Genomic DNA, 12,488 nt, shown 5'->3' on the forward strand with positions numbered 1-12,488 from the left:
TCGTTGACAGGCGCGTCGCCGGACGAGGCCTGGGCCGGATCGCTGGCCTCGACGATCACCGCGGTCAGCGGCGCACGCGGCGCATCCGCTTCATCCGGTGCCTGCGGCGGCGGCGCGATGACCTCGGGCGGCGGCAGGGCCGGCGAGAACAAGGCACCGAGCGCGGCGCCGGGATCGGGCGCGCGCATGAAGGCTTCGCCGACCAGGAAAGCGTCGATGCCCGCCTCGCGCATCCGCGCAACGTCGTCGGCCGTATGGATGCCGCTCTCGGTGACCAGGCGCCGATCGCGCGGCACTGCGCCCTGCAGCGACAGCGTGGTGTCGAGCGAGACCTCGAAGCTGCGCAGGCTGCGGTTGTTGATGCCCAGCAGCGGCGACGGCACCTGCAGCGCGCGTTCGAGCTCGTCGATGTCATGCACCTCGACCAGCACGTCGAGGTCCAGCGACATCGCCAGCCCGGCCAACTCGGCCAGCGCGCGGTCGTCGAGCGCGGCGACGATCAGCAGGATGCAGTCGGCGCCGAGCGCGCGCGACTCGTGGACCTGCCAGGGATCGACGATGAAATCCTTGCGCAGCACCGGCAGCGAGCAGGCGGCGCGCGCCTGCACCAGATAGTCGTCGGCGCCCTGGAAGAAGTCGATGTCGGTCAGCACCGACAGGCAAGCCGCACCGCCGGCCGCGTAGCTGCGGGCGATGTCGGCGGGGCGAAAGTCCGGGCGAATCACGCCCTTCGACGGGCTGGCCTTCTTGATCTCGGCGATCACCGCCGCATCGCCTGCGGCGATTCTGGCCTCGATCGCCGCGGCGAACCCACGGACCGGGCCGGCATCGGCCGCGCGCGCCGCGATCTCGGCCAGCGGGCAGGCGGCGCGACGAGCGGCGACTTCTTCGTGTTTGCGCGCGACGATGCGCTGCAGGACGTCGTTCAAGATCGTAGAACCGCGGCGGACGGGCAGGGCCGCCCAAGATACCGCAGGTGATGCCGCCGCCGGGCGCCGGGCCCGATCAATGGGCCCGACCGTTGGTCGCCGCCACGAACGCGTCGAGCCGCGCACGCGCACCGCCGTCGGCGATCGCCTTGTGCGCGCGCGTAACGCCATCGGCGATCGAGTCGGCCACGCCGGCGACATACAGCGCCGCGCCGGCGTTGAGGCAGACGATGTCGCGTGCCAGCCCCGGCGTGTCGTCGAGTGCGGCCAGCAGCAGCGCCTTCGATTCGGCCGCGTCGGCGACCCGCAGGTTGCGGCTGGCCGCCATCGCGATGCCAAAGTCCTCGGGATGGATCTCGTACTCGTGCACCTGCCCGTCGCGCAGTTCGCCGACCAGGGTGCCGGCGCCCAGCGAGATCTCGTCCATGCCATCGCGCCCCCAGACCACCAGCGCGCGCTCGGCGCCCAACTCCCGCAGCACGCGGACCTGGATGCCGACCAAGTCGGGATGGAACACCCCCATCAGGATGTTCGGTGCGCCGGCCGGATTGGTCAGCGGGCCGAGGATGTTGAAGATCGTGCGCACGCCCATCTCGCGTCGCACCGGGGCGACGACCTGCATCGCCGGGTGGTGCACCGGTGCAAACATGAAGCCGATCCCGGTGCGCGCGATGCAATCGGCGACCGCCTCGGGCTGCAGGTCGATGCGCGCGCCCAGCGCCTCGAGCACGTCGGCGCTGCCCGATTTCGACGACACGCTGCGGTTGCCGTGCTTGGCGACCTTGGCGCCCGCCGCGGCGACCACGAACATGCTCGCCGTGGAGATGTTGAAGGTGTGCGCGCCGTCGCCGCCGGTGCCGACGATGTCGACCAGTTGCACGCGGTCGTCCTCGGCGAGTGGCACCGGCAATGCGAACTCGCGCATGACCTGCGCCGCCCCCGCGATTTCGTCGACGGTCTCCTTCTTGACCCGCAGGCCCGACAGGATCGCCGCCGTCATCAGCGGCGAGACCTCGCCGCGCATGATCTGGCGCATCAGCTCGACCATCTCGTCGCGGAAGATCTCGCGGTGCTCGATCGTCCGTTGCAGGGCTTCGTGGGGGGTGATGGGCATCGCGACGCGGACTCCTGGCGCAGGCTGACGCTGCAGATTGTCGCCGATCCCGGCGCCGTGCCCGCAATTGCAGGGCACGAACGCTGGCGCGCTGCCGCTCAGGGCTTGCCGTTGGACACCGTCATCCGGTCGAAGACCTTGACCACGACACCGCCACCGGGCACCAGCGCACCCGCGACCTCGGCACCGAGTTCGAACATCGTCTCGCGGGTCACCAGCCGGTTCACCTTGTCCTTGAACCACTGCCCGGCCTCGACGACCTCGCCGGTCAGCCCATCGACCTCGATCACGCCGCGCCGGTCGGCATTGGACCAGACGTACTCGAACGCGAACACCGGACGGAAGAACAGGTGCAGCTTCTCGAACCGGTCCTGGTCCTCGTGGATCTCGTGGGCGTTGATGGCCTCGGCTGCCAGCTTGGCCTTGGCGATCTGGATCGCCGAGGCCATCGGCACCCGCGGCTGCACCGCCTCGGGCCGGTCGAGCGCTTCGAGCTCGGCGTGCTTGTAGCGCTCCACGTAGGCCGCCAGCGTCGCTGCCTTGATCTCACGCCCCAGGCCGTCGACATAGTCGGCGTAGTCGACCCGGCGATAGCACTGCTCGATGACCGGCACGTCGATCCGGCCCTTGCCGCCGTTGCGCGCGACCTCGTAGGACTGCGCCCCGATCTGGACCGACTTGGCATGCGGGTTGTGCACCGGAACCGGGTAGTCGACCCGGCAGGCGTACTCGACGGTCCGCTGCGCGACCACGTGCCAGAACGGCTCCAGGCGCATCTCCTGCCGCGACAGCAGCACGGTCTCGGGCTTGGGGCGGTTGAGCGGGTTCCACTTGGCCAGCGTCCCGAAGGCGCCGAGTTTCTTCTTCTCGGCCTGCTCCTGCGCGGCCCGGAACGAGTAGACCTCATCGAAAACGTAGAGCCGGGCGGCGCCCGGGTGCGCTGGCACCTGCATGTCCATCGTGTCCTTCTCCTTCTGGAATCCGCGTTTGTCCTCGCCCCACTCAGCGCGTCAGGAAGTTCTTCAGCAACGCATGGCCGTGTTCGGTGAGGATAGACTCGGGGTGGAACTGCACGCCCTCGACCGGATACATGCGATGGCGCAGGCCCATGATCTCCTCCACCGTGCCGTCATCATGCTCGGTCCAGGCGGTGACCTCCAGGCAATCGGGCAACGATGCGCGCTCGACGACCAAGGAGTGGTAGCGGGTGGCGTCAAAGCCATCGGGCAATCCAGTGAACACGCCGCGGCCCTCGTGCCGGATCGGCGAGGTCTTGCCGTGCATGATCCGGCCGGCGCGGACCACGCGACCGCCGTAGGCTTGGCCGAGCGCCTGATGGCCCAGGCACACGCCCAGGATCGGCACCGTCGCCCCGAGCCGCTCGATCACGGCCAGCGACACGCCCGCCTCGTTCGGCGTACACGGGCCGGGCGAGATCACGATCCGCTCGGGGGCGAGCCGCTCGATCTGTTCGACCGTCAATGCGTCGTTGCGCTCCACTCGGACCTCAGCGCCGAGCGCCTGCAGGTACTGCACGAGGTTCCAGGTAAAGCTGTCGTAGTTGTCGAGCATCAACAGCATGGGTTAGTCCGCGAGCAGGAAGATGGCGTACAGGTGTTCGGCGATCGTGACGGTGCCGACCGCGAGACTTTCGGGCGTGATGCGGCTGCCGGTGACCTGGATGCTGTCCATTGCGTCCGGCGCATCGAATATCACCGCAGGCCCCTCGGGCGGCGGCGGGACACCGCGCCCGCGGGACGACGGCCAATGGCCCGCCTGGACGCCATAGGTGAAACTCGGCGCCACATCGGACACGCTGTAAAGCGACCCAAGACGTGCGCCGTAGCTCCTGGCCAGCAATGCCGCGGTCTCGCGAGTCTGGCGCATGGCCTCGGCCTTCAGTTCGCCGCGTAGCGCTGCCTCGCCCGAAAATGTCGGCTCGATGCCCGCCAACTGCACGTCCTCACCGGCCGGCAGGCCCGCGAGAAACGCACGCGTGGCCTCGGCATCGGGGAAGGTGACCTGCAACTGGCGGGTCGCACGGATGCCCTGGTACACGCGCTTCTGCGATTCGTAGCGGTGTTCGGGTTGCACCGAGAACGTGCTGGCATCGATCGATTCGGCGATCGCCCCGCCCGATTTGAGCGCGGTCAGCAGGGCGCCCAGGTTCGCCTGCACGCGCTCGCGCGCGACTTCGGGCTGCATGTCCAGCGCACTGAGCGTGATCGAGACCGTGAAGCGGTCCGGCACGACGTCGCGTGTCGCATCGCCCTTGACCAGCAGGTGCGGCAGCGACGGCAGTGCGTTGACCTGCGCCGTCGCCCACGGCGCGCACAGTGCCAGCAGCAGCGCCGCACATCCGCGTCCCAAAGCTCGTGTCATCATTGTCTCCCTGATCCGTGTCGGAAACCCGCGGGGCGGGTCACAGCCCCTTCGCCGCCTGCGCCACCGCGCGGAACAGCGCGCGGCCCTTGTTCATCGTCTCGGCCCATTCCATGTCGGGATCGGAGTCGTACACGATGCCCGCGCCTGCCTGCACGTACAGGCGGCCGTCCTGGATCACCGCGGTACGGATCGCGATCGCGGTGTCGGCGTCGCCGTGCCAGCCGATGTAACCGACCGCACCCGAGTACACGTTGCGCTTGACCGGCTCGAGGCTGCGCACGATCTCCAGCGCGCGCACCTTCGGTGCGCCACTGACCGTACCGGCCGGGAACGTCGCGCGCAGCACATCGGCGTAGCTCAGGCCGGCCTTCAACCGACCGGTGACCTCGCTGACGATGTGCATGACATGGCTGTAGCGCTCGATCACGAAGCGCTCGCCGACCTCGACCGTACCCGGCGCCGAGACATGGCCGACGTCGTTGCGGCCCAGGTCGATCAGCATCAGGTGCTCGGCGCGCTCCTTGGGATCGGCCAGCAGCTCGGCCTCCAGTGCCTGGTCCTGCGCCGGGGTCGCGCCACGCGGGCGCGTGCCGGCGATCGGACGCACGGTGACCGCATCGCCCTGCAGGCGCACCAGGATCTCCGGCGACGAACCCACGACCTGGGTCCCGCCGACATCGAGGAAGTACATGTACGGCGAGGGGTTGAGTGCGCGCAGTGCCCGGTAGACGTCGACCGGGCGGGCCTGGAACGGCACCGACATGCGCTGCGACAGCACGACCTGGAAGGCGTCGCCGGCGGCGATGTAGTCCTTGACCTGCGCCACCGCGTCGATGAAGCCCTCGCGGGTGAAACCGGACACGAAGTCCGATTCGTCCAGCGCGGCCGGCTGCAGGGTTTCGGGGTAGCCCGCCCCGCCCTGGCGCAGCCGGTGGCTGAGCGCATCGAGCCGGCGGTTGGCGCGCGCCCAAGCCTGGGGTTCGCGCGGGTCGGCATGCACGATCAGGTACAGCCGGCCCTTGAGGTTGTCGAACACCGCGACCTCGGTGCTGAGCATCAGCAGGATGTCCGGCGTGCCCAGCTCGTCGCGCACGTCGGCGCGGGCCGCATCGCGCAGCCGCGGCTCGATGTACTCGATGCACTCGAAGCCGAACCAGCCGACCAGGCCGCCGGCGAAGCCCGGCAGGCCCTCGACCCGCGGCACCGAATGCTCGGCGCGCAGGCGCTCGACCTCGGCGAACGGATCGGCGACCTCCCGCGTTTCGATCGTCTCGCCGTGCTCGCGAACGGTCAGCGTGTGGCCGTGGAAGGCGTACACCCGCTCGGCCGGCAACCCGATGATCGAATGCCGACCGAAGCGCTCGCCGCCCTCGACCGATTCGAACAGGTAGGTGTGCGGCCCATCGGCCAGCTTGAGATAGACCGACAGCGGCGTGTCGAGGTCGGACAGCACCTCGCGCACCACCGGGATGCGTGTGTGGCCGTCAGCGGCGTACTGCTGGAACTGGGACTGCGAGATCACGCGGCATTTCCTCGGGCAACGGGCGGGCGGACACGGCGGCAGAACGCCGCCATCGCCGGTCGATGCCGAGGATCCACAGGTGCGGGGCAGCGGGAACGCGCATCCCGCTACTCTAGCGAGTCGCCCCTGGTGATGCGACTGTCCCGGCGCCGCGCAACGGGCAGTCCACAGGCAGGTGCATGCGGATCCGGCCGGCGACGCATTCGACCGCGAAGCGCCGCGAAGCGTGCGGCTCGCCATCGAGGTTGAGCGTGAGCGGCGCATCCGACTCGACGACCAGCCGCGGCAGCCGGCGACGCACCGCGACCTGGTCGAGCGCGGCGACCTTGCCTTCGACCAATGCGGTGCGCAGCGCGGCGACGACCTCGCCCTCGAATTCGGGCACGATCGTCAGATCGATCATGCCGTCATCGATCCAGGCATCGGGACACAGCGCCTGCCCGCCGCCGGCCTGACGGCCATTGCCGATACCCAGCGCGACCAGGCCGCCGTCCCAGGCGAAATCGGGACCGCGCACACGCACCTGGATCGGCTCGATCCGGCCCACCCGCGACAGCCCGGTCACGAAGTAGGCCAGCCCGCCAAGCACGCGCTTGAGGGCGTCGCGCGTCTCGACCGTCACCTGGGTGCCGAAGCCCCCCGAGGCCAGGTTCGCGCACCACAGCACGGCGTCGTCGGCCGCCACGCGCAGCACATCGACGGGGCGAGGCGGCAGTTCGGCCACCAGGGCAAGTGCGTCCTGCGGCGCATCGGGTATCTGCGCCGCGGTCGCGAAGTCGTTGGCAGTCCCCAGTGGCAACACGCCCAGCGACGGCAGCGCGTCGGCCGCTTCCGGACGTGCGGCAAGTGCGGAGACCACCGCATTGACCGTGCCATCGCCGCCGCCCACGATCAGCGTGTCCACGCCGCTGGCCAGTGCTTCATCGACGAAGCGCGCGGCATCGCCCGCCTCCCAGGTCACCCGGACCGCCAGCGCGATGCCACGGCCACGCATCGTCGCGACCGCCTCGCGCACCGCCTCCACCCCCGCCGATTTGCCGTTGAGGATCAGACACCAGGACGGAGCAGGCATGGGGCACGGGACAAGGGAAAGGTGGCGCAGCGTAGCGGAGTGCGCGGCATGCGCTGTTAAACGCCCCTCACGCTGCTCGCCCACGCACCGTCATGACGCTGTCATCGAGCGCCCGGACCATGGGAGGCCATAGCAGGGACGACGGGCGGAGGCAGGATCAGCCTCCAATCTTCCGGAAGGCCGCATCGCAGGATGCGGCCTTTCTTCTGGGCCTCTTCTGCGCGCATTCCTCTCCGGAAGGGGCAGCCGCCTGTCGGCCGCAAGCCGCTCTTCCCTCGGCAGGCCCCAGCGCAAAACCGGGGTCAGAGTGCAATTTCGCCTCGCGGAATTGCACTCTGACCCCGGTTTAAAGTGCTGGCTTCAGGCCGACAGGTCGCTGGCGCGGGCGATCTGTGTGCGCATCGCCTCGACGACCGCGCGGTAGTCGGGCTGGCCGAAGATCGCCGAGCCGGCGACGAAGGTGTCGGCGCCCGCGGCGGCAATCTGGCCGATGTTGTCGGGCTTGACGCCACCGTCGATCTCCAGCCGGATCGGTTTGCCGGTGGCGTCGATGCGCTCGCGCACACGGCGCAGCTTGTCGAGCGTCGAGGGAATGAACGCCTGGCCGCCGAAGCCCGGATTGACCGACATCAGCAGCACCATGTCCAGGTCTTCGAGCACGTAGTCGAGCACCTCGACCGGTGTCGCCGGATTCAACACCAGGCCGGCCTGGCAGCCCTCGGCGCGGATCAACTGGATCGTGCGGTGCACGTGGCGGCTGGCCTCGGGATGGAAGCTGATCAGCGTCGCGCCGGCGCGGGCGAAGTCCGGCACGATGCGGTCGACCGGCTCGACCATCAGGTGCACGTCGATCGGTGCAGTCACGCCGTGCTTGCGCAGCGCCTCGCACACCAGCGGGCCGATCGTCAGGTTCGGCACGTAATGGTTGTCCATCACGTCGAAATGCACCCAGTCGGCACCGGCAGCGAGCACGGTGTCGACCTCCTCGCCGAGCCGGGCGAAGTTGGCGGACAGGATCGAGGGCGCGATGACGGCGGGCTGCATGGATGGCTCCGGGAGCGACGGAAGGACGCGGCGAGGGCCGCAGGCCGTCATTCTACGCGGCGGCGCACGCGGCCCAGTGCTCGCCGGGCGCAGCGAACGGGCTCGGCGGGCGCCACCGGGACAGTGGGACTTATGCGCCGACGATGCGCGTGCCGCGCCTCAGCGCCGGGGGCGCTTGCGACCGTCGCGGCCGCGGCGCAGCCGGTCGTAGGCGGCATTGAGCTCGGCGGCCCGTGCCTCGGCCTGGGCCCGCAGTTCCGGCGCCGCGCCGGCCACACGGTCGGGGTGGTACTGCGAGATCAACCGGCGATAGGCCTGGTCAATCTGGACCTGGGTGGCGTCCGGGGCCAGGCCGAACACCGCATAGTCCTTCTGCTGGCGCGGCGCCAGCCAGCCGGCATCGAACGCATGTCCGATCACCAGCCCGATCACGCCGCCCGCCGGGTGGCGCAGCAGCAGCCATCCGGCGATGAAGCCCAACAGTTTTCCGTACCAGCGTTGCATGGCCGGCAGTGTAGCGGTTCGCCGCCGCGCGGGCGGTCGAGAAGCCCCCCTGCACCGCGACCGCGTTCGCACTACACTTGCCGACCGTTTTGCGACGCAACCCGGACCACCCCTGTGTCGACGACCCTGCTCGAAGCGAACCTGCCCGGCCTCCACCTGCGCCACCGCGGCAAGGTCCGCGACGTGTTCGAGCTTGGCGAGGAGCGGCTGCTGATCGTCGCCACCGACCGCCTGAGCGCGTTCGACGTCGTGCTGCCCGACCCGATTCCCGGCAAGGGCGAGATGCTCTGCCAGATCAGCAACTTCTGGTTCGAGCAGACCGCGGCGCTGATGCCCAATCACCTGACCGGCGTGGAAGTGGCCAGCGTGCTGCCCGCAGGGGTCGATCCGGGGCTCTATGCGCAGCGCGCGGTCGTGACGAAGAAGCTCAAGCCGGTCCCGGTCGAAGCGATTGCCCGCGGCTACCTGATCGGCAGCGGCTGGAAGGACTACCAGCGCACCGGCCGCGTCAGCGGGATCGCGCTGCCGGGCGACCTGCGCCAGGCCGAACAGTTGCCGCAGCCGATCTTCACGCCGTCGACGAAGGCCGCCGTCGGCGACCATGACGAGAACATCGACTTCGACACGATGGTGCGCCACATCGGCGCCGATCTTGCCGAACAGGTGCGCGACGCCACGCTGCGGCTGTATGCGCATGCCGCCGCGCATGCCGCCGAGCGCGGCATCATCCTGGCCGACACCAAGTTCGAGTTCGGCACCGATGCCGATGGCCGCCTGTACGTCATGGACGAGATGCTCACCCCGGACTCGTCGCGTTACTGGCCGGCGGACGAATACCAGGTCGGCACCAGCCCGCCGAGCTACGACAAGCAGATCGTGCGCGACTATCTGGAAACGCTGGACTGGGACAAGACCGCACCGGGCCCGCGCCTGCCGGCCGAGGTCATCGCGCGCACCCGCGCGCGCTACGCCGAGGCCCTGCAACGGCTGGCGGGCATCGCCGTCGACTGAAGGCGCATCGGCGCGCGCAGTGCGACCGGCGCGGTGCCCGATGGAGAACGCGATCAGGGGGCCGCGCGCGGCCTACAGCGGTGGGCCAATGCCCACAGCCCCGCCAATCCGGTCGACGCGGCTTGATCGCCGCGACGCGACCAACCCGATGGGGCAGACGCGCGTCTGCCCCATCCCGGGATCAGAAGTCGGTGACGAAGGCCACCAGGCCGCTGATCACGGCGGCATAGCTGGTCGCGAGCATCGCCACCAGCAGCAAGGCTGCCCACAGCCGCGCGGGCCAGCCGCGTCCGCCCCGCCAGGTTTCGCGCAGGTTCCAGGCCGACGTCGCGAGCCCGGCCGCGATCGCGACGACAGACAGCGCGCTCAGCGCCAGGACCCAACCATTGAGGCCGTCGTTGATCCGGAAGTAGTCGGCCATGAACCAGGCGATCAGGCCGATCCAGCCGGCCCAGCTCAGCAACACCAGCCAGCTTGCGGCGCGGCTCGCCCGGTAGGCGCGTACCGTGCGCGGCGGCCACGGCAGCGCGAGGCGATAGCGGCGCCGCACCAGTGCACTGACCGGCCAGGCCAATGCGCTGAGCACCAATACCGCGAACGACACACCCAGCACCGGCATCAGCCACGCGGCCGAGCGATAGCCTTCGACGCGCTGGAAGAGCATGAACGGCGAGACCGCATCGACCGAGAACGCAGTCACCTTGCCGTCTTCGACCACCGCGGCCAATCGCTGCTTGCCATCCAGCGTGCGCCAGACGAACGGCGCCACCGGATAGAAGCGACCCGGCTGGCCGTCGGTGCCCGAGAACATCGGGAACCCGACCGAACCGTCGCCGTGGTCCACGAGCTGCACCTGCTGGAGCTGCATCAGGCGCATGAAGCCCGACTCGCTGCGGCGCGAGTTCAAGTAATGGCCCGCGGCGAGCAGCCGGGCCTGCGCCTTCGCCGTCTCGATGTCGACCTGGGCCGGCGGCGTCTGCGCGGGGAAGTAACGGTCGGCGAAGCCTTCGAGCAGTTCGCTGCGGATCACGCCGGTCGCGCCATCCGCGCCGGTGCTGTTGACCGACACGAAGACACCGACGCCCTGATCGCGGAACAGATACAGATACGAGTGGAAGAAGATCGTGTCGCCGCCGTGGCCGAGCACGCGCTGTCCGTTGAGGTCGATCTCGTAGAAGCCCAGCGCCATGGTCCGCAGCGGCGGGACGAAGCGGGTCTGCGGCGTGTACATCTGCGCCGCGGTCGCGGCCTTGAGCAGCGGAGAGTCGCGGCCGGCCGCGGTCTCCAGGTGCGCGATCATGAAGCGCGCCATGTCGCTGCCGGTGGCCGCCAGGGCGCCGGCCGGCGCCGACGGCACGACTTCGTAACCACCGGGTTCGTCCGAGGCGAGCTGATAGCCGCGCGCCATCAGCCCGGCCAGTTCGTCCGGCAGGGGCTGGCGGAAGCTCGAGCGGGTCATCCGCAACGGCTGCAGGACATGCCGCTCGATGTAGTCGTCGAACGACTCGCCACTGACCCGCGCGACGATGTAGCCCGCCAGGCTGGTCGCGTAGTTCGAGTACGCCGGGACCGTGCCGGGCTCGAAGATCTGGCCGGGCACCCAGGCCTTGAGGTAGGCGCCGAGCTCGGTCTTGCCGGCGCGCGCCTGCGCCTCGGTGGTCATCAGATTCTTGACCCGCTCCTCCAGTCCCGAGGTGTGGGTCATCAGGTGGCGCAGCGTGATCGGCGTCCCGCGCGTCGGCACCCGGAAGTCGAGGTAGTCGTTGATGTCGGCATCCAGATCCAGGCGCCCGGCCTCGACCTGCTGCATCACCGCCGTCCAGGTCAGCAGCTTGGAGACCGAGCCTGGGCGGAACAGCGTGGCATCCGGATCCACCGGCTGGCGCTTGGCGACATCGGCGTAGCCGTAACCACGCTTGGCGATGATCTCCCCGTCCTTGACCACGGTGACCACACCGCCGGCGATGTTCCCGCGGGCCAGCGCATAGGGCATGAACCCGTCGAGCCAGGCCGTGACATCAGTCCCGGTCAGGACATGGGCGCCGTCGGCGGCCGGGGGCGTTTGGGCAGTCGCCGTCAGCTCGGGGGCCGCCGGGGCCGCGGGCGCGGGTCCCGTCTGGGCGAACGCGGAGGTGCACAGCAGCAAGCAGGCCAGCAACGATCGCACACGCAACGAACCTGACATCGGGAGCACCTCGACGGGACGGACGTAGGACCAATCTGCCGACTGTCTCGCCCCGAATCGGACAAGTCAAGCCTGATCGGAAAATATTCTCGCTTCTGGCGCAGATGACCGACCGAGGAAAAAAAGAGGCCGAGCGCTGCCCCCAGGCGGACCGGCGCTGGCGGCCGGCATCGATCGCGCTGCATTCTGCGAAGATGCCCGCGCACCCACGGCACCCGGGAGTCCTGATGGACACGACACACGACGGCGAAGGCGTGCGCCCGATCGAGCGCTGGTTCGCGCATTACTCGGCCGACCATCGCAACGCCGCCAACCAGCGGATCCATGTCGTCGCCGTGCCGGCGATCCTGTGGAGCGTGGTGGCCCTGCTGTGGTGTCTGCCGCCGGGGCCGTTCTTCCGCTCAGGGGCCTGGGCCGCGCTCGCGATGTTCGGCGCCTGGCTGTTCTACCAGCGCGCGTCGCGCCCGCTGGGCCTGGGCATGCTCGCCGTCTTCATCGCGATGGCCGCGGCCACGGCCTGGCTGCATCGCACGCTCGGCACGCCCGGGCTGCTGGCGCTGGGCGCGGCCGTCTTCGTGGTGGCATGGATCGCCCAGTTCGTCGGCCACAGCCGGTGGTTCGAGGCCCGCAAGCCGAGCTTCCTGACCGACCTGCGCTATCTGCTGATCGGGCCGGCCTGGGTCTTGGCCAAGCTGTATCGGCGGCTCGGCTGGCGGTACTGA

11 protein-coding genes and 1 pseudogene are annotated in these 12,488 nt (G+C 69.6%); 2 read left to right on the plus strand and 10 right to left on the minus strand.

The genetic code is table 11. The features are described from left to right. Nucleotides 1-167 precede the first annotated feature (167 nt). From trpC to FHW73_RS15645, 9 genes and pseudogenes are all read right to left on the minus strand, one after another. Nucleotides 168-929, minus strand: a pseudogene (gene trpC, locus FHW73_RS17510) (indole-3-glycerol phosphate synthase TrpC); the annotation flags it as partial. Between the two features lie 76 nt (nt 930-1,005). Continuing rightward, nucleotides 1,006-2,043 carry an anthranilate phosphoribosyltransferase gene (gene trpD, locus FHW73_RS15610; protein ID WP_183427683.1) on the minus strand — a complete coding sequence of 346 codons (1,038 nt, stop codon included), beginning with the start codon at nt 2,041-2,043 and terminating at the stop codon, nt 1,006-1,008. Between the two features lie 98 nt (nt 2,044-2,141). After that, a complete protein-coding gene (locus tag FHW73_RS15615; protein ID WP_183427684.1) occupies nt 2,142-3,002 on the minus strand; it encodes a hypothetical protein in 861 nt (286 codons plus the stop codon). A 43-nt stretch (nt 3,003-3,045) separates the two neighbouring features. Then, nucleotides 3,046-3,624, minus strand: coding sequence for an aminodeoxychorismate/anthranilate synthase component II (locus FHW73_RS15620; RefSeq protein WP_183427685.1), 579 nt, complete (start codon nt 3,622-3,624; stop codon nt 3,046-3,048). Between the two features lie 3 nt (nt 3,625-3,627). Beyond that, entirely contained in the window at nt 3,628-4,425 is a 798-nt protein-coding gene (locus FHW73_RS15625; RefSeq protein WP_183427686.1) for an SIMPL domain-containing protein, read from the minus strand. Nucleotides 4,426-4,465: 40 nt separating this feature from the next. Next, complete coding sequence (gene trpE / locus FHW73_RS15630; protein WP_183427687.1) at nt 4,466-5,950, minus strand: anthranilate synthase component I; 1,485 nt, start codon at nt 5,948-5,950, stop codon at nt 4,466-4,468. A 112-nt stretch (nt 5,951-6,062) separates the two neighbouring features. Further along, entirely contained in the window at nt 6,063-7,022 is a 960-nt protein-coding gene (yegS, locus tag FHW73_RS15635) for a lipid kinase YegS (protein ID WP_183427688.1), read from the minus strand. Nucleotides 7,023-7,382: 360 nt separating this feature from the next. Beyond that, the gene (rpe, locus tag FHW73_RS15640; protein ID WP_183427689.1) at nt 7,383-8,066 is read right to left on the minus strand and encodes a ribulose-phosphate 3-epimerase; all 684 of its coding nucleotides are present in this window, start codon (nt 8,064-8,066) and stop codon (nt 7,383-7,385) included. A gap of 159 nt (nt 8,067-8,225) precedes the next feature. After that, nucleotides 8,226-8,570 (minus strand): J domain-containing protein, encoded by a 345-nt coding sequence (locus FHW73_RS15645; protein WP_183427690.1) that lies wholly within the window; start codon nt 8,568-8,570, stop codon nt 8,226-8,228. Between the two features lie 114 nt (nt 8,571-8,684). On the opposite strand from FHW73_RS15645, the gene FHW73_RS15650 reads away from it, so the two are divergent. Next, entirely contained in the window at nt 8,685-9,581 is an 897-nt protein-coding gene (locus tag FHW73_RS15650; protein ID WP_183427691.1) for a phosphoribosylaminoimidazolesuccinocarboxamide synthase, read from the plus strand. A gap of 181 nt (nt 9,582-9,762) precedes the next feature. On the opposite strand, the gene FHW73_RS15655 is transcribed toward FHW73_RS15650, so the two are convergent. Beyond that, nucleotides 9,763-11,766, minus strand: a complete 2,004-nt coding sequence (locus FHW73_RS15655; protein ID WP_183427692.1) for a serine hydrolase domain-containing protein — start codon at nt 11,764-11,766, stop codon at nt 9,763-9,765. 227 nt (nt 11,767-11,993) lie between these two features. Here FHW73_RS15655 and FHW73_RS15660 point away from each other — a divergent pair, with 227 nt between their 5' ends. After that, nucleotides 11,994-12,488, plus strand: coding sequence for an Mpo1-like protein (locus FHW73_RS15660; protein ID WP_183427693.1), 495 nt, complete (start codon nt 11,994-11,996; stop codon nt 12,486-12,488).

It is taken from the genome of Luteimonas sp. RC10, assembly GCF_014192745.1.
Classification (GTDB): domain Bacteria; phylum Pseudomonadota; class Gammaproteobacteria; order Xanthomonadales; family Xanthomonadaceae; genus Luteimonas.

Bases quoted from the DNA above. Each gene is read 5' to 3' on its own strand.
- FHW73_RS15645 (WP_183427690.1), bottom strand. From the start codon at position 8,570: ATGCAACGCTGGTACGGAAAACTGTTGGGCTTCATCGCCGGATGGCTG.
- trpD (WP_183427683.1), bottom strand. From the start codon at position 2,043: ATGCCCATCACCCCCCACGAAGCCCTGCAACGGACGATCGAGCACCGC.
- FHW73_RS15615 (WP_183427684.1), bottom strand. From the start codon at position 3,002: ATGGACATGCAGGTGCCAGCGCACCCGGGCGCCGCCCGGCTCTACGTT.
- FHW73_RS15660 (WP_183427693.1), top strand. From the start codon at position 11,994: ATGGACACGACACACGACGGCGAAGGCGTGCGCCCGATCGAGCGCTGG.
- FHW73_RS15620 (WP_183427685.1), bottom strand. From the start codon at position 3,624: ATGCTGTTGATGCTCGACAACTACGACAGCTTTACCTGGAACCTCGTG.
- FHW73_RS15625 (WP_183427686.1), bottom strand. From the start codon at position 4,425: ATGACACGAGCTTTGGGACGCGGATGTGCGGCGCTGCTGCTGGCACTG.
- FHW73_RS15655 (WP_183427692.1), bottom strand. From the start codon at position 11,766: ATGTCAGGTTCGTTGCGTGTGCGATCGTTGCTGGCCTGCTTGCTGCTG.
- rpe (WP_183427689.1), bottom strand. From the start codon at position 8,066: ATGCAGCCCGCCGTCATCGCGCCCTCGATCCTGTCCGCCAACTTCGCC.
- yegS (WP_183427688.1), bottom strand. From the start codon at position 7,022: ATGCCTGCTCCGTCCTGGTGTCTGATCCTCAACGGCAAATCGGCGGGG.